This is a genomic window from Clostridium sp. KNHs214 (genome assembly GCF_000744935.1).
GTDB lineage: Bacteria > Bacillota > Clostridia > Clostridiales > Clostridiaceae > Haloimpatiens.
In genome coordinates, this window is record NZ_JQMW01000009.1 from 817,828 (window position 1) to 834,441 (window position 16,614).

13 protein-coding genes are annotated in these 16,614 nt (G+C 29.8%); 7 read left to right on the plus strand and 6 right to left on the minus strand.

The window, feature by feature from the left end; all coding sequences use genetic code 11:
• Positions 1-14: 14 nt before the first annotated feature.
• The 3 genes from CC89_RS06375 to CC89_RS06380 form a co-directional block, all read right to left on the minus strand.
• Positions 15-1,211: a pyridoxal phosphate-dependent aminotransferase gene (locus CC89_RS06375; protein ID WP_035290369.1), complete on the minus strand. Its 1,197-nt coding sequence runs from the start codon at positions 1,209-1,211 to the stop codon at positions 15-17.
• 41 nt (positions 1,212-1,252) lie between these two features.
• On the minus strand, positions 1,253-1,402 hold the full coding sequence (locus CC89_RS20435; RefSeq protein WP_185750690.1) for a hypothetical protein: 150 nt from the start codon (positions 1,400-1,402) through the stop codon (positions 1,253-1,255).
• A gap of 71 nt (positions 1,403-1,473) precedes the next feature.
• On the minus strand, positions 1,474-2,658 hold the full coding sequence (locus CC89_RS06380; protein WP_035290372.1) for an aminotransferase-like domain-containing protein: 1,185 nt from the start codon (positions 2,656-2,658) through the stop codon (positions 1,474-1,476).
• A gap of 294 nt (positions 2,659-2,952) precedes the next feature.
• On the opposite strand from CC89_RS06380, the gene miaB reads away from it, so the two are divergent.
• Positions 2,953-4,287 (plus strand): tRNA (N6-isopentenyl adenosine(37)-C2)-methylthiotransferase MiaB, encoded by a 1,335-nt coding sequence (gene miaB, locus CC89_RS06385; protein WP_035290376.1) that lies wholly within the window; start codon positions 2,953-2,955, stop codon positions 4,285-4,287.
• Positions 4,288-4,479: 192 nt separating this feature from the next.
• Here the strand turns inward: miaB and CC89_RS06390 are convergent, their stop codons facing one another.
• The gene (locus CC89_RS06390; RefSeq protein WP_035287686.1) at positions 4,480-5,787 is read right to left on the minus strand and encodes an IS110 family RNA-guided transposase; all 1,308 of its coding nucleotides are present in this window, start codon (positions 5,785-5,787) and stop codon (positions 4,480-4,482) included.
• A gap of 373 nt (positions 5,788-6,160) precedes the next feature.
• Here CC89_RS06390 and mutS point away from each other — a divergent pair, with 373 nt between their 5' ends.
• The 5 genes from mutS to CC89_RS06415 all read left to right on the plus strand — a co-directional run bounded on the left by mutS (position 6,161) and on the right by CC89_RS06415 (position 13,765).
• Complete coding sequence (gene mutS / locus CC89_RS06395) at positions 6,161-8,953, plus strand: DNA mismatch repair protein MutS (RefSeq protein WP_035290379.1); 2,793 nt, start codon at positions 6,161-6,163, stop codon at positions 8,951-8,953.
• 82 nt (positions 8,954-9,035) lie between these two features.
• Positions 9,036-11,054 (plus strand): DNA mismatch repair endonuclease MutL, encoded by a 2,019-nt coding sequence (gene mutL, locus CC89_RS06400; RefSeq protein ID WP_035290382.1) that lies wholly within the window; start codon positions 9,036-9,038, stop codon positions 11,052-11,054.
• Positions 11,055-11,068: 14 nt separating this feature from the next.
• A complete protein-coding gene (gene miaA, locus CC89_RS06405) occupies positions 11,069-12,001 on the plus strand; it encodes a tRNA (adenosine(37)-N6)-dimethylallyltransferase MiaA (protein WP_035290385.1) in 933 nt (310 codons plus the stop codon).
• A gap of 70 nt (positions 12,002-12,071) precedes the next feature.
• Entirely contained in the window at positions 12,072-12,314 is a 243-nt protein-coding gene (hfq, locus tag CC89_RS06410; RefSeq protein WP_035290387.1) for an RNA chaperone Hfq, read from the plus strand.
• Positions 12,315-12,475: 161 nt separating this feature from the next.
• Complete coding sequence (locus tag CC89_RS06415) at positions 12,476-13,765, plus strand: methionine gamma-lyase family protein (RefSeq protein ID WP_035290388.1); 1,290 nt, start codon at positions 12,476-12,478, stop codon at positions 13,763-13,765.
• Positions 13,766-13,917: 152 nt separating this feature from the next.
• Here CC89_RS06415 and lexA read toward each other — a convergent pair whose 3' ends face one another.
• Positions 13,918-14,535: a transcriptional repressor LexA gene (gene lexA, locus CC89_RS06420; RefSeq protein WP_035290390.1), complete on the minus strand. Its 618-nt coding sequence runs from the start codon at positions 14,533-14,535 to the stop codon at positions 13,918-13,920.
• A 289-nt stretch (positions 14,536-14,824) separates the two neighbouring features.
• Here lexA and CC89_RS06425 point away from each other — a divergent pair, with 289 nt between their 5' ends.
• Entirely contained in the window at positions 14,825-15,226 is a 402-nt protein-coding gene (locus CC89_RS06425) for a hypothetical protein (protein ID WP_035290392.1), read from the plus strand.
• A gap of 210 nt (positions 15,227-15,436) precedes the next feature.
• Here CC89_RS06425 and CC89_RS06430 read toward each other — a convergent pair whose 3' ends face one another.
• Positions 15,437-16,435 carry a tyrosine recombinase XerC gene (locus CC89_RS06430; RefSeq protein WP_035290395.1) on the minus strand — a complete coding sequence of 333 codons (999 nt, stop codon included), beginning with the start codon at positions 16,433-16,435 and terminating at the stop codon, positions 15,437-15,439.
• Positions 16,436-16,614 lie beyond the last annotated feature (179 nt).

Consider the following 16,614-nt stretch of genomic DNA (forward strand, 5'->3'; position numbering starts at 1 on the left):
TTTTATTTTATATGCTATTGTTCTATTTTTTTGTATTCTTCAATGGCAATTTTCAATAGATTCATAGCATCTTTTAATGAATCCTTATTTAAGCAGTAGGATATTCTAATTTCATCTACTCCTAATCCTTCGTTTGCATAGAAACCTTGCGCTGGGGCAACCATAACAGTCTTCTTTTCATAAGAAAAATCTGTTAAAAGCCATTTGGCAAAGTTTTCAGCATTTTTAAGAGGCAACTTAGCAACTACATAGAAGGCTCCAGTAGGCTTTTTACATACTACTCCTGGTATGCTGCTTAATTTTTCAAATAATATATTTCTTCTTCCTTCATATTCTTCTTTTACTTTTTCAAAATAATCTTTAGGTGTATTAATTAAGTTAGTGGCTGCTAATTGTTCTATAGTAGGAACGCAAAGTCTAGTTTGTCCAAATTTTAGAATTTGCTTCATCAAATCTTTATTTTTTGATGCTACTAAACCTATTCTTGCTCCACAGGCACTGTAACGTTTAGAAATACTGTCTATTAATATTATTCTATCTAATACATCTTTCATATAAAGGGCAGAAGTGTATTTTAAATTATCATAAACAAATTCTCTATAAACTTCATCTGCTATAAGGTATAAATCTTTTTCCTTAACTATATCAGCAAGTGTTCTTATTTCCTCCTCAGTGTATACAACACCTGTTGGATTTCCAGGGTTAGATACTAAAATGGCTCTAGTTTTATCAGTTATTTTGCTTAGAATTTCTTCCTTGCTTGGTAAATGAAAACCATCTTCTGCTTTGGTAGTAAATGACACAACGTTTACACCAGCTACATCAGAAAAACCATTGTAGTTTGTATAGAAAGGTTCAGGAATAACTACTTCATCTCCTACATCACATATGGACATAAGTGCAAACATTATAGCTTCGCTTCCACCATTAGTTATCATTATTTCATCTTTTTCGAATTCAATGTCCCATTGTTTGTAATATTTAATAAAGCTATTAATTAACTCTTCCATGCCTTGAGAGTTAGTATACTTTAAAACTGACTCTTTAAAATTATTCATGCCTTGAAAAAAGGTATCAGGTGTTTCTATATCAGGTTGTCCTATATTTAAGTGATACACCTTCATTCCATTTTTCTTTGCTGCATCTGCATATGGAGCTAATTTACGAATAGGTGAAAATTGCATTTTTTGAACACGATTTGATAATTTCATTTTGTTCCCCCCACTTTATAGTTTCCCTAGATTATTATAATTTAATAAAATATATTATCTAATGGTATATAAGAAGTTTTAGTATTTAACATATTATAACTTTGCTGCTGCCCAAAATAACTAGTAGTAGCAATACAATCATAGGTCAATTTATGATTCTTTTTTGTATCTTCTTTTTTAGCATCATACATAATTAAATCACCTCATAAATTTATATTGCCTAGAAGTGATTTAAATTATGCATGATTTAAGCTAAATTAATTTAATAGAATTTCTTTAGTACATCCCCAAGTCTCTTAATACCCTCAACTATTTTTTCTTCACTCATATTAGAGTAGTTTAATCTAAAATGGTTTTTGTTTCCTCCGTTTGGATAGAAAGAACCACCAGGAACAAAAGCAACATTTTGCTTTAAAGCTTCTTTATTAACTTCAGCTGCATCTATGCCTTCCTTTAGGTTAACCCAAGTAAATAAGCCACCTTTTGGATATGTGAAAGTAACTTCTTTAGGGAAGTATTTTTCCATGCTTTCTAGCATTAGATCCCTACGTCTTCTATAAACTTCTATTATTTTGTTTATATGTTCGTCTAAATTATGTTCTTGCATAAATCTAGCTGCTATCATTTGAGTAAATGTATTGGATTGTAAATCTGCTCCTTGTTTTATCATTACATATTTTTTAAGTATTTCTTCCTCTGCACAAATCCATCCTAATCTAAGTCCAGGACAGAAAGTTTTTGAAAAAGTTCCTAAGGTTACTACATATCCAGCTTTATCAAAGCTCTTTATACAAGGATATGGTTTACCTTCAAAAATCAATTCTCCATAAGGACTGTCTTCAATAACAGGAACTTTGTACTCAGCAGCTAATTCAGCGATTCTTTTTCTTCTTTCTATAGACATAGTTTTTCCACTGGGATTTTGGAAGTCAGGAATTGTGTATATCATTTTTACATTGTCGTTATTTTTTAAAGCTTCTTCTAACTTGTCTACTTCCATTCCATCGTCATCCATAGAAATTTCTACGAATTTAGGTTCGTATGCTTTAAATGCATTTAAGGCACCTAAATAACTAGGGCTTTCACAAATAATTACATCGCCTTTATTTACAAAAAGTTTTGCTGAAAATTCTAATGCTTGTTGTGAACCACTAACTACAAGAATGTTGTCTACTGTTGTTTTAACGCCATTTTTAGCCATTCTTTCATTTACTATTATTTCTCTTAAAGGAAGATATCCTTCTGTAGTGCTATATTGAAGAGATTGAGCACCTTGTTCATCTAAAACTTTAGCTGTTACTTCTTTTAATTGTTCAATTGGAAATAATTCTGGTGCAGGAAGTCCACCTGCAAAAGATATAACCTCAGGACGTTGAGTTAATTTTAAAAGCTCCCTTATTTCAGAAGCCTTTAGTCCATTTGCTCTATCAGAAAATTTTATTTCCATGAAAAAACACCCCCATACTTTATGTTTATATATTCATATTAACTATATTCTATAAAATTTTTTATATTCCTTCATGTAAATGTTGAAATGAATAAATAATTTCAAATTTAATAAATTTATTGAATTTATAATCTATTCAAAATAATATACATTATGAAATTTGCAACTATGTAATTAGAGTTTTAAGGTAATATATAATAGTAATATAGTAATATGGATAAAAAACTTTTAAAACTATTATAAATTATATATAATAGATAAGTAAACTAAAATTTATTCAAAAGGAGAAGCAAAATGAAAGATAAATTAAAACAAACCTATTTCATCGAGACTTGGGGTTGTCAAATGAATGAAGAAGATTCTGAAAAAATATCTGGAATGTTAAAAAATATGGATTATAAAAGAACATTAAATAGAGAAGATGCAGATATAATTATATTTAATACATGTTGTGTTAGAGAAAATGCTGAACAGAAGGTATTTGGAAATTTAGGAGCTATAAAAGCTTTAAAAAGAAAAAATCCAAATCTTATTATAGTTGTTTCAGGATGCATGATTCAGCAAGAAAGTATGGCAGAGGAAATAGCTAAAAAATTTCCTTTTGTTAGCTTATTAATAGGAACTCATAATTCTTATAAATTCCCTGAGTATTTAAATAGACTTAAAAATGGAGAAAAACAAATTATTGACATATGGAAGCAAGAAGGAGAAATAGTTGAAGGTCTTCCTATAGACAGAAGAAGTTCTGTAAAGGCCTTTGTAACTATTATGTATGGATGTAATAACTTTTGTACTTATTGTATAGTGCCACATGTAAGAGGTAGGGAAAGAAGTAGAAAGCCTGAGGATATAGAAAATGAAGTTAAGGAATTAGTAGCTAAGGGATATAAGGAAATAACCTTACTTGGACAAAATGTTAATTCCTATGGAAAAGGATTAGAGCCATCAATTAATTTTGCAGAGCTATTAAAAAGAATTGATAAAATTGAAGGTGTGGAAAGAATTAAATTTATGACATCTCATCCAAAGGATCTATCCGAAGAAGTTATAGATGCTATTGCCAATGGAAGAGCTCTTTGTGAGCATATACACTTACCAGTACAGTCAGGCTCTAGTAAAATACTTAAAAAGATGAATAGACATTATACAAAGGAACAGTATTTAGCTTTAGTTAACAAAATTAAAGAAAAGATTCCAAATGCAGCTTTAACTACGGATATAATAGTAGGTTTTCCTGGAGAAACGGAAGAGGATTTTCAGGAAACTATAGATTTGGTTAAAGAAGTTGGGTATGATTCAGCTTTTACATTCTTATATTCTATAAGGAAAGGTACGCCAGCTGCTGAATATGAAGATCAAATAGATGAAAAGACAAAGCATGAAAGGTTTGATAGACTAGTAGAAGTGGTTAACAATACGGTAATTAGTAAAAATAAAGCCTTTGAAGGAAAAATAGTAGAGGTTTTAGTAGAAGGCTTTAGCAAGAATAATGAAGAAAAGCTTATGGGAAGAACAAGAGATGGAAGGCTTGTTAATTTTGAAGGGGATAATCAGGATATAGGTAAACTTGTAAATGTTAAAATAACAAGATCTCAAGGATTCTCATTACTAGGGGAAAAGGTTATATAAAAGCTCTTTAAAGAGCTTTTTTTCAAAGATTGCATTAATTATTAAATGAAGTTTTAATCCATTTTAGTCCAGCTAAGAAATGTCAATAAGAATTAAAAAAATAATTAATATTTTTATTATCTTAAAAAAGGGTAACCTTAATAAACTTTTGTTAGACTAACAAAAAACGGAAATTATATTTATGGAATTATACTACGCAGCGAAGCCGCATTTCGCTTTGAGATAATTCTTTTGGTGTTCTTCTGGTGTAATTATTTCAAATTCTTTCCCATCACGAAGAATGGCAAATAATATGTTACAAACTTTATGCATAACTGCCCCAAGAGCAATCATTTTAGGCTTACTTTGGCACTTTAAAAGATAGTATTCTCGAAGTACTTGATTTTTGGCGGAGCCATCTTTGTTTTTGCTTATGCTGATTAATGCCATAGTGTGAATTACTCTTCTGGCAATTCGAGAGCCTCGCTTTGACATACTGATTTTTGTGCCATTAAAGTTGCCAGATTGCTTTACTGCTGGATCTAAACCAAAATAAGCAAAAAGCTGTTTTGGTGAGTTGAACGCAGAGAAATCTCCGATTTCTCCCATGAGGCTTACAGCAGAAAGAAAACCTGCACCTTTAAATGTTTCAATCAAGTGAATTTGCTTTACAAAATCAGTATTTTCATTTTCATCAACAAGCTTATGCATTTCAGAGAGTATAGAAGAAATCTCTTCATCATACTTTCGAATAAAGCTTATGTATAATCTAATACGCTTAAAATTACTACTTACAGAATAACCGAAGGTCTTTGCATCATTGGCAGCCTTTATAATGGCATTATACTTATTATTAGCATATGTAAGCCCAAAACGAGCTGTAGATCTTATAGAATCAATAATCTCTTCTTTGGAAGCATTTAAAAATGCATCTGGAGATGTGTATGTTTCTAATAAGGTTAATGATGTATTAGTAGTTATTTTTGAAAAAATTTTAAGGTATTCTGGAAATACCATCCGAAGTTCACTTTGAAGTTTGTTCACATAAGCAGAACGGTTGTCCATCAAATCATAATACTCTCTTGAAAGATTTCTTAAATCAAGAGCAAGATCTGATGGCATAAGAGATACTTTTAAATCTGGCTTTAAGCCTATTAAGGCAGCTTTTTTTGAATCAAATCTGTCATTATGCACTTTTCTAATGTTAATGTTTGTGCTATTCTTAGTGATGATAGGATTAATTAGGTTAACATTAAATCCAGTATCACGAAGATAGCAGAAGAGTGGGTAATGATAAATTCCCGTGGATTCTAGGAAAATGCGACTTTCCAAAGAATACAACTCTTCTGCTTCTTTTATTTTAGAAACAGCGAGTTCAAGGGAATCAATGTTTGAATGTAGTATTTTAAAAGGCTTTCCAACAAAGGTCTGGTTAGGAAGTGCGATAGACATCCAACTGAAATCTGCACCAACATCAATACCGACCGAGATAAATAAATTTTTAAATAAAATGTTTGACATGAGCAAAAGCTCCTTTCCGATAGGAATCCATTTCCATCTAATGAGTACACAACCTTGCGAGTTATACAGGTATGGCCTGAGGCTCCCAACCAGCCGAATCATAAAACCTCATTGAATGGACTAATTGACTAAATCACGGGTATGAGTCAGCAGATACTGACTTCCCAAGGAGGAAAACATTATTTGTCCTATCCTTGAAGATTATACTTTATGAAAAGTCTGGAGTCTATATAGGAACCGTCAAGCATGATAATTAACTAAGATAACATCTGATGAAGGAAGAAATCCTTCTTCTGTTATCTATTATAGAAACAATTAAATTGAGATGAGTAGTCTTAATGACTACATCATTATTATACAAGGAGGTAAAAATATGAGCTTAACACCTATGATGAAGCAATATTTAGAGGTAAAAGAGCGTTGTGAGGATTGTATATTGTTTTTTAGATTAGGAGACTTTTACGAAATGTTCTTTAAGGATGCAGAGACTGCATCTAGAGAATTAGAACTGGTGTTGACAGGAAGAGATTGTGGACTTGAAGAGAGAGCTCCTATGTGTGGAATACCCTATCATGCAGCAAGTAACTATATAAGCAGGTTAGTGCAAAAAGGTTATAAAATTGCTATATGTGAGCAGTTAGAGGATCCTGCTTTGGCAAAGGGAATAGTTAAAAGGGATATAATTAAAATAGTAACTCCAGGAACTTTTACAGACTCATCTTTTTTAAATGAAGGTGAGAACAACTACATAATGAGTTTGTTTAGTAACGAAGCTACAGGAGTATGTGGTATGAGTTTTTCTGATATTTCCACAGGAGAATTTAACTGTACTTTATGTCCCAATAATATAAGTACTATATTAGATGAAATATCTAAGTTTCATCCAAGAGAGATTCTTATACAGCAAAATTTAGATGAAAAATTAGTAAAAGCTATAATGGAGAAATTCAATATTTCTTTTTCAAAGTATGATAATGAGTATTTTTGTACTAATAGTTTAAAAAACATAAATAATCATTTTAAAACGTTAGATACTAAAGACATAGACGATTGTATATTGTATTCTTGTAATGGATTATTGAATTATATAAAGGATACTCAAAAGATAACATTGTCTAATATAGATGTGATAAACATATACAATATAGTTGACTATTTAACTATAGATGCCAATTCTAGAAGAAATCTAGAACTTACAGAAACCCTTAGGGATAAAACTAAAAAGGGCTCTCTTCTTTGGGTTTTAGATAAAACTAGTACTGCCATGGGCACTAGAGAATTAAGAAGATGGATAGATCAGCCCTTAGTTAGAAAATGTGAAATAGATGAAAGATTAGATAGTGTTAAAGAATTAGTTGAAAGTATATCTTTAACAGAGGATCTAAAAATTGCTCTAAAAGAAATATATGATATAGAGAGATTGGCAGGAAAGATATCCTCCCAAAGTATAAATGCTAAGGAAATGATAGCTTTAAAAAATTCTATAAGCAATATACCAAAGGTAAAGGAGATTCTATCTAAATTTAAAAGTAGTTTATTTAAAAAAATGTATCGTAATTTAGACGAATTGGAGGATATATATAATCTAATTAACGAATCTATAAATGAAAACCCATCTCTTTCTTTAAAAGAAGGGGATATAATAAAGGATGGCTTTAATCCATCAGTAGATGAGCTTAGAGGTGCTAAAACTCATGGTAAAGAGTGGATTGCAAGGCTTGAAAATAGTGAAAAAGAAGTTACAGGTATAAAGTCTTTAAAAGTAGGGTTTAATAAAGTTTTTGGATATTTTATTGAGATTAGAAAGACAAACTTAGAATTAGTTCCTAAGGACAGATATATAAGAAAACAAACTCTTGCCAATGCAGAGAGATATATAACTGAGGAATTAAAGGAAGTGGAAGAAAAACTTTTAGGAGCAGAAGGAAAATTAATAGACTTAGAATACAGTATATTTGTAGAAATAAGAGAAAAAATAGAAAAGGAAATAGGAAGGCTGAAAAATTCAGCAAAAATAATATCTGCAGTAGACTGTCTATGTTCTTTAGCTACAGTAGCACTGGAAAATAATTACTGTAAACCTAACATAAATGAAAAGGGAAATATAAATATAGCAGGTGGAAGGCATCCAGTAGTTGAAAAAGTTATAAACACAGGAAGTTTTATAGAAAATGATGTTTTGCTAGATCAAGGCAGTAATAGATTTTTATTAATTACTGGTCCTAATATGGCAGGAAAATCAACTTATATGAGACAAATAGCTTTAATAACAATATTAGCTCAAATGGGAAGTTTTGTTCCGGCTAAATCTGCTGATATAAGTATATGTGATAAAATATTTACAAGAATAGGTGCTTCTGATGACTTAGCCTCTGGAAAAAGTACCTTTATGGTAGAGATGTGGGAAGTAGCTAACATACTTAAAAATGCTACAAATAAGAGTTTAATTTTACTAGATGAAGTAGGACGTGGAACTAGCACTTACGATGGGCTCAGCATAGCTTGGGCAGTGATAGAATACATTTGTTCTACCCCTCATTTAAAAAGCAAAACATTATTTGCTACTCATTATCATGAGCTTACAAAATTAGAAGGGAAAATAGATGGGCTTAAAAATTATTCTGTTTCTGTAAAAGAGGATGGAAAAGACATAGTTTTTCTTCGTAAAATTGTAGAGGGGGGAGCAGATCAGTCCTATGGTATTCAAGTAGCTAAATTAGCAGGTTTACCTGAAGATGTCTTAAAGAGAGCAGATGAGATATTAAAGGATTTAGAGGGAGAAAATAATAAGTATGTGGTAAAAGAAGTGGGAGATTATGTACATTGTAATGCAGAAACAATTACAAATTCTATAAAAGATACAGATGGCAAATCAAAGAGTTATTCAAAAGTAGATGAAGTTGCTTTGGATTTGCAAAGGGAAATCAAGGAAAGTAAGGGTATAAATAAAACTAATGAAAATAATAAAAATAGTAAAATCAGTGATATAAATGAAATCAATGATATAATAAAAGAAAATAGTAGCATGTTAACACAATTGAATTTTTCAGATATAGAGAAGGAAAATTTGCTAAACTATATTAAAAGTATAGATGTGCTTAAATTAAATCCTATGGAAGGCTTTAATAAATTGTATGAAATAATAGAGAGGGCAAAATCCATTTAGATAAAGTTTTATATTTGGTGATTGGTATATAAGAGTAAATTTATTAATAAGTAAGATTATATATTTATGCAGAGGTGATCATTTGAAGAGAATTAATTTATTAGATGAACAAACCTGTAATAAAATAGCAGCAGGAGAAGTTATAGAGAGACCTTTCTCTGTGGTGAAAGAATTGATTGAAAATAGCATAGATGCAAAGTCTAAAAATATATCTGTATATATAGAAGAGGGTGGACAAAAAAGTATAAAAATAGTTGATGACGGAATAGGAATTCATCCTGAAGATGTTGAGCGAGCATTTTTACCTCATGCTACCAGCAAAATTAAAGATGCAGATGACATTTTTAAAATAAGTACTTTGGGATTTAGGGGAGAGGCACTAGCTAGTATTGCCTCCGTATCCCAAACTATAATGAAATCTAAAAAGGCAGATTTTGATTATGGAAAAGAAATATGTATAGATGGTGGAGTAAAAACTTATATTAAAGATATAGGTTTTAATACTGGGACTTCAATAGATGTAAATAATCTATTTTATAACGTACCAGCTAGACAAAAGTTTCTAAAATCTAGTGCTAGAGAATCAGCTCTTATATCGGATATTGTATCTAGATTAGCTCTTGTGAATACAGATATAGCTTTTAAATTAGAAAGTAACGGGAGAAAGGTTATAACTACTTATGGTAATGACAATATGAAAGATGCTATAAGAGCTATATTTGGAAAAGAAGTTGTGGATAATATATGGTATTTTGAAGGACATAGTGACATTGCATCTGTATATGGCTATGTAGGAAATGAATCTATAAGCAGAAAAAGTAGAAATAAACAAAGTATATTTGTAAACAAACGATATATAAAAAGTAGTTTAATTACTGCAGCAGTAGAAAATGCTTTTAAATCATTTCTTACAGTTAATAAGTTTCCTTTTTTTGTGTTATTTTTAGATGTATACCCTGAATTTATAGATGTAAATGTGCATCCTACAAAATCAGAGATAAAATTCAGTGATGATAGACATATATTTAAGTTAGTTTTTAATTCAGTTCACAAAGCTATAAGTGAAAATTTAAGAGAAACATTTTTTATAAATGAAGATGAAGAAAAGGAAGAAACTAGAGAAGAGATTACCCAAGTAACTATACCTATTGATTTAAAATCTTCTAATAGTGCTGAACACATAGGTTCAGATGTTAGTATAAATAACGATGTAAATCAAAATGTAAATCATGAAAATGTTATGGAATCTAATTCAGATAGTATTGGCTCGAAAGGTATAGATAACTATGGTGAAGAGCGTAAAACACACATAGGAACAAGTTATTGGTATAGAGATAGTAATAATAATATAAAAGATACAAAAGAAAGAAGTTATGTAAAAAGCAAAGAACTCAATACTAAATATGAAAATGCGGGTAATGATGGCAGCGAAGAAAATAAGGGTGATGAGAAAAAAAACTATGATGTTATTAAAGAAATTAATTATAACGGAGAAAATCAATACAGCAAAGAAACTTCTTTTTTCCCGGACATAAATATAATAGGACAATTTAATAACTCATATATAATAGGAGAATATAATAAAGAGTTGTATATAATAGATCAACATGCTGCTCATGAAAAGATATTATTTGAAAGATATTTGGATGAAATATCTAAAAGAGATGTAGTAGTACAGGGATTACTATCTCCTTTAATAATACAATTGACTCATGATGATTTCGCATATTATAAAGAAAATGAAGATACTTTTAAGGAATTAGGTTTTGTTATAGAGGAATTTGGTATTAATTCAATATACATAAGGGAAGTGCCAATTATATTGAATGAGTCGAATATAAAGAATCTATTCTTTGATATACTCAATAATTTAAAAAATATGGGTTCTGGAAAAATAACACAAGTTAAATATAATAAGATAGCTTCAATGGCATGTAAGGCAGCTGTAAAAGCCAATGATAAACTTTCCATTATGGAAATGCAAAAACTTATAGAGGATTTAAAAACTACAAGAGAACCTTTCAACTGTCCTCATGGACGACCAACTATTATAAAAGTAACTTTAACAGAGCTTGAAAGACGTTTTAAAAGAATACAATAAATAAGGAGACAAGTATGAATAAATTAGTTATAATAGCAGGCCCTACAGCAGTGGGAAAAACAAATATATCTATAAAAGTAGCTGAAAAAATATACGGAGAAATTATATCCGCTGACTCAATGCAAATATATAAATATATGGATATTGGTTCTGCTAAAATAACTCCTGAGGAAATGCAGGGCATACCACATTATATGATAGATGAAGTGGAGCCAAATAAAGAATTTAGTGTAGCGGAGTTTAAAAATAGGGGAGAGAAGTGCATAAAGGAAATATATAATAAAAACAAAATACCTATGATTGTAGGTGGTACGGGTCTTTATATAAATTCAATAATATACAATTATAATTTTACTAATACAGATAAGGATGAGGAGTATAGAGAATACCTTCACTGTTTAGCAGAGGAAAAGGGAAAGAAATACATACATTCTATGCTAAAAGAGGTGGATATGGATTCTTATGAAAGATTATTTCCTAATGATTTAAAGAGGGTAGTAAGAGCTCTTGAGGTATTTAAAAGTACAGGTAAAACTATAGGGGAATTTACCAAAGAACAGGAAAAAAATTTATATAATATACCTTATAATTTGAAATATTATGTTTTAAATATGAATAGGGAAAAGTTATATGATAGAATTAATAGAAGAGTAGATATAATGTTAGAAAAAGGATTAATAGAAGAGGTTATAAAATTACGCAATATGGGTTATAATTCAAATATGCAGTCAATGAAAGGTATAGGATATAAGGAAATATTATATTATTTAGAGGGAAATATAAGTTTAGATGAAGCTATATATTTAATTAAAAAGGGAAGTAGAAACTATGCTAAAAGACAACTAACTTGGTTTAGAAAAGACCCAAGAGCAGTTTGGATTAATAAAGAGGACTTTAATGATGAAGAAGAGATTATTAATTTTATAGTAGAGCATACTAAAAAATAAGTTAAAAATAGAGGAATTTTAATATTTTTATAGAATGATATAAATTAAAACATATGGAGGGTGAGAATCTATGAGCAAAACTATTAATAACTTACAAGATGTATTCTTAAACAATGCTAGAAAAAATAAAATCCCAGTTACTATACACCTAACCAACGGGTTTCAATTAAGAGGTAATGTAAAAGGTTTTGATAATTTTATAGTTATTCTTAATTGTGAAGGAAAACAAATGATGATATATAAACATGCTATGTCTACTATAACTCCTTTAAGACCTATATTATTTTCTGGAGACAATGATAGCGAAGTATAAAGATAAAGTATAAAAGTAATTACTAAATAACCCCAGGAATTAATAAGATGTGTATATTATAACATATAGTCGTGGTATAAAAAGAATGGGCGAATAATTGCCTATTCTTTTTTAATGTGCTAATATAATTAAGTATTTGTTTTTAAGGAGGATTAATAAGTATGATAGATTTAACTAAAGATGTTTTAAAAAAACATTATAATATAAGTGATAACGTAATAGAATTATATGAAAAGTCCCTTAAAGATGTGGAGGATATATTTAAGGAATTAGATTCAATAAGAGAATTTAATCAAATTAAAGTATTAAATGCACTTCAGGAAGAGAGAATAAGCGAAAGTCATTTTACCAACAGTACTGGGTATGGATATGGGGATATGGGAAGAGATAGCTTAGATAAGGTGTACGCTAGAATATTCAATACAGAAGCTGCTTTAGTAAGACCTCACTTTGTAAATGGAACCCATGCTATTGCTACAGCTCTTTTTGGTAATTTAAGACCTGATGATACTATGCTTTCTATTTGTGGTACACCTTATGATACTCTTCATGGTATAATAGGGATTAACAAAGAAGAAAACATTGGATCTCTTAGAAATTACGGAGTTAAGTATAGACAAATAGACTTAATGGAAGATGGAAGAGTTAATTTAAATGAAGTAGAAAAAATATTAAAAGAAGATAAAAGCATAAAATTAGTACATATTCAAAGATCTACAGGTTATGGATGGAGAAAAGCTCTTTCTATAGATGATATTGAAGAGATAATCAATTGTGTTAAAAGTGTTAAGAAAGATGCTATATGCTTCGTAGACAATTGTTATGGGGAATTTATAGATATAAAAGAACCTACAGATGTTGGTGCTGATTTAGTGGCAGGTTCTTTAATTAAAAATATTGGTGGTGGAATAGCTCCTACTGGAGGATATGTTGCAGGCAAAAGAGAATATGTACAGCAAGCTGCCTTTAGATTAACTACTCCAGGTATAGGAGGAGAATGTGGCTCTACTTTTGGTGTAGTGAGATTATTTTATCAAGGATTGTTCTTAGCACCTCATATATCTATAGAAGCATTAAAGGGAGCTATATTATGTGCTAGAATTATGGAGTTAGCTGGCTTTGAAGTTTTACCTAAATTTGATGATAAAAGAAGTGATATAATACAAGCTATAAAATTTAATGATAAGGATAAACTTATTAATTTCTGCAAGGGGATTCAAAAAGGTTCTCCAATAGACTCCTTTGTTGAATGTGAACCTTGGGATATGCCTGGATATGACGATCAGGTTATAATGGCTGCAGGAGCTTTTGTTCAAGGAGCTTCTATAGAGTTATCTGCTGATGCCCCAATAAGGGAACCCTATATTGCATATTTACAAGGTGGACTTACATTTGAGCATGTTAAAATTGCTATATTAATAGCTTTGTCAAAGGTTTTAGCAACTTCATAGAACAAATAAAAAGACACTCTTATTTAAATTAGTACCTATAGCCTATATACTTTTAGTGTTTAGTATACGGGCTAGGTACTAGCTTATTAAGAAAGTGTCTTTATTTATTATACACATTATTTAGTATGCATTATGCCGCAGCCCATTAGTGTTTATTGGTATTTTCTGTATATAGCTACTAGTTTACCTATAATTTCACAAGAATCTACTATAATAGGATCCATTGTTTTATTTTCTGGCTGTAGTCTTATATGATCTGTCTCTTTGAAAAATCTTTTTATTGTAGCTTCCTTATCTATTAAGGCAACTACAATATCACCATTTTCTGCAGTATTAATTTTCTCAATAACTGCTAAGTCTCCATCTTGTATACCAGCTTCAATCATACTCTCGCCTTGAATTGTCAATATGAAGAGCTCATTATTACTTTTAACAAAATTAATTGGTAGAGAAAAGTAATCTTCAATATTTTCTACGGCTAAAATTGGCTGTCCGGCAGTTACACTTCCTACTATAGGAATGTTAACTAATTCTTTTCTTTTCATTGTGTTTTCTACTATTTCTATAGCTCTTGGTTTAGTGTGATCTCTTATTATAAGGCCCTTTTTTTCTAGTTTCGATAAATGACTATGGACAGTAGATGTAGAACTTAAACCTACTGCTTTACATATTTCTCTTACTGAAGGGGGATAGCCTCTTTCCATAGTTATATCCTTTATATATTGATATATTTCACTTTGTTTAGTAGACACTCTACCCACTTTAATCATCTCCTCATCATGGATTACTTATTGAATAATTATCAATTATAATGTTATCGTTGTAATAATTGGTGCAATAAGTTTAGCTTGATGAAATTATAGCATATCGGTGCAAAAACATCAAACTAGCGTTCTTGGAAAATAAATACCAATTAATTGAAAAAATAACCATTGCCTTAACTAGATAATTGTTTATCTCTAAATATATCCAATTATCTTCCTAAATCAAATGTTATTGATTAAATTAATGTTGTTTGTTATAATAAACTGGTTAAATATGAAATAAAGAGGTGGGTGCATGACTAAAAAATGTATATTCGACAAAAGTAAAGATTGCAATGATTGTGGTGAATGTTACATATGCGAATTAGATTCTAAAAAGAAGTGCAATAATTGCGGTAAGTGTATGGAAAAAGAAGGCTTTGACCTTAGAGAGATAAAAATTGATGAAGTTTTAGATATGCCAGAAGAAATCACTGAATACGAAAACTTGGATGAAGAATTTTGTAGGGATAATAAATATGTAGATTTGATAGATTTACAAAGTGAAATTTCTGATGGTGATTCTTCAGAAGAAATTGATTTTGAATATATTGAAGATCATGAAGAAATTAAAGAAATTTTAGACAATGAAAATGAATTTAATAAAATGGCTGATGAAGTATTTCCAGGCCTTATAAAAATAGCTAGGAAGAGATAAATTCTTCTAGCTATTTTTTTATGTATATGTATAATAACTATTATATATGTACTATAATAGGACACAATATATTTAAATAATAAAATAGTTTATTAAAATCAAAATTCAACCAATAAATTAACCAGTTAACTAAAGTTAACTGGTTAATTTATTGGTTGAATAGTTAATTTCACTTGGATGTCAATATGCTAAAAAAAGTAGTTGGAGCTATTATTCTTTAGAAAGAGGATTAGATTTAACTGCTTCGCGTAATTTTTCATCATCTACATGGGTATAAATCTGGGTAGTAGATATATTTTCATGACCTAATATTTCTTGCAGACTCCTTATATCTACACCACCATGCTTGTACATTAAAGTTGCTGCAGTATGCCTTAGTTTGTGAGGAGTATATTTTTCTGTATCTAAATTAGCTTTGCCTACATATTTTTTAACCATCATTTCTATGGCACGTTTGCTTATTCTTGTGTGGTTTTTATTAAGAAATAGAGCATCTTTATGTTCTATAGGTACCTTACCTATGGTTTTGCCTCTCACTCTTAAATGAGCTTCTATGGCTTCTAAACAAGCTTTGTTTAAATAAACAGTCCTTTCTTTGTTTCCCTTACCTATAACCGTCAAAATATCACCTTTAATTCGAGATATATCTATACTACAAAGCTCAGATATTCTAAGGCCACAGTTTAAGAATAAAATGATTATGCAGTAGTCCCTTTCCTTGTTTGGCCCGTCTATGGCTTTTAATAATTTTTTACTTTCATCCAGGGTTAAATAAACAGGGTTTCGCTTATCTATTTTAGGGGATTCTAGTTCTAAAGCTATATTTTCATCTAAAATCTTAGCTTTCCCGTGCAAATACTTAAAGAAAGATTTTAACGTGGCTACTTTTCGCGCTCTTGCATAAGCACTGTTCTTTCTGTGTTTTTCGGCAAACGATAAAAAAGCGTAAAGATCAGATAAATTTATTTGTTTTAAAAATGAATTTTGTATATCATTTATAGGAATTTCGTTAAATTTCATAGAACTTGATACATCACCATAATCTTTATATATCTTTAGAAATCTAAAAAACATTATTAAATCTACTTTGTATCCATTTATGGTATTTGGAGATTTAGCCTTTATTATTTCTAGATAATTTAAAAAATCCATTAAACATTGAGGTAAGTTATTGTTTTTGCTTTTTATTTTTTCGAAATCTAATTCCATAAAAACCTCCTGGGGCATATATTAGCAAGCTGAATAATCGCTATAACCGTTGATTTTATTATACTACAACCATGTCTTTCAATCAATAATTCAACTTCGCTAAATATACATTTAGCGAAGTTGAGTAAAAATAAGAGAATAGGGGCTTTATTTATCTTAAAAATCAAATAAAGTTTTAT

Excerpts from the sequence above, each read along its gene's own strand:
- CC89_RS06375 (WP_035290369.1), bottom strand. The coding sequence starts at position 1,211 with ATGAAATTATCAAATCGTGTTCAAAAAATGCAATTTTCACCTATTCGT.
- CC89_RS20435 (WP_185750690.1), bottom strand. The coding sequence starts at position 1,402 with ATGTATGATGCTAAAAAAGAAGATACAAAAAAGAATCATAAATTGACC.
- CC89_RS06380 (WP_035290372.1), bottom strand. The coding sequence starts at position 2,658 with ATGGAAATAAAATTTTCTGATAGAGCAAATGGACTAAAGGCTTCTGAA.
- miaB (WP_035290376.1), top strand. The coding sequence starts at position 2,953 with ATGAAAGATAAATTAAAACAAACCTATTTCATCGAGACTTGGGGTTGT.
- CC89_RS06390 (WP_035287686.1), bottom strand. The coding sequence starts at position 5,787 with ATGTCAAACATTTTATTTAAAAATTTATTTATCTCGGTCGGTATTGAT.
- mutS (WP_035290379.1), top strand. The coding sequence starts at position 6,161 with ATGAGCTTAACACCTATGATGAAGCAATATTTAGAGGTAAAAGAGCGT.
- miaA (WP_035290385.1), top strand. The coding sequence starts at position 11,069 with ATGAATAAATTAGTTATAATAGCAGGCCCTACAGCAGTGGGAAAAACA.
- hfq (WP_035290387.1), top strand. The coding sequence starts at position 12,072 with ATGAGCAAAACTATTAATAACTTACAAGATGTATTCTTAAACAATGCT.
- CC89_RS06415 (WP_035290388.1), top strand. The coding sequence starts at position 12,476 with ATGATAGATTTAACTAAAGATGTTTTAAAAAAACATTATAATATAAGT.
- lexA (WP_035290390.1), bottom strand. The coding sequence starts at position 14,535 with ATGATTAAAGTGGGTAGAGTGTCTACTAAACAAAGTGAAATATATCAA.
- CC89_RS06425 (WP_035290392.1), top strand. The coding sequence starts at position 14,825 with ATGACTAAAAAATGTATATTCGACAAAAGTAAAGATTGCAATGATTGT.
- CC89_RS06430 (WP_035290395.1), bottom strand. The coding sequence starts at position 16,435 with ATGGAATTAGATTTCGAAAAAATAAAAAGCAAAAACAATAACTTACCT.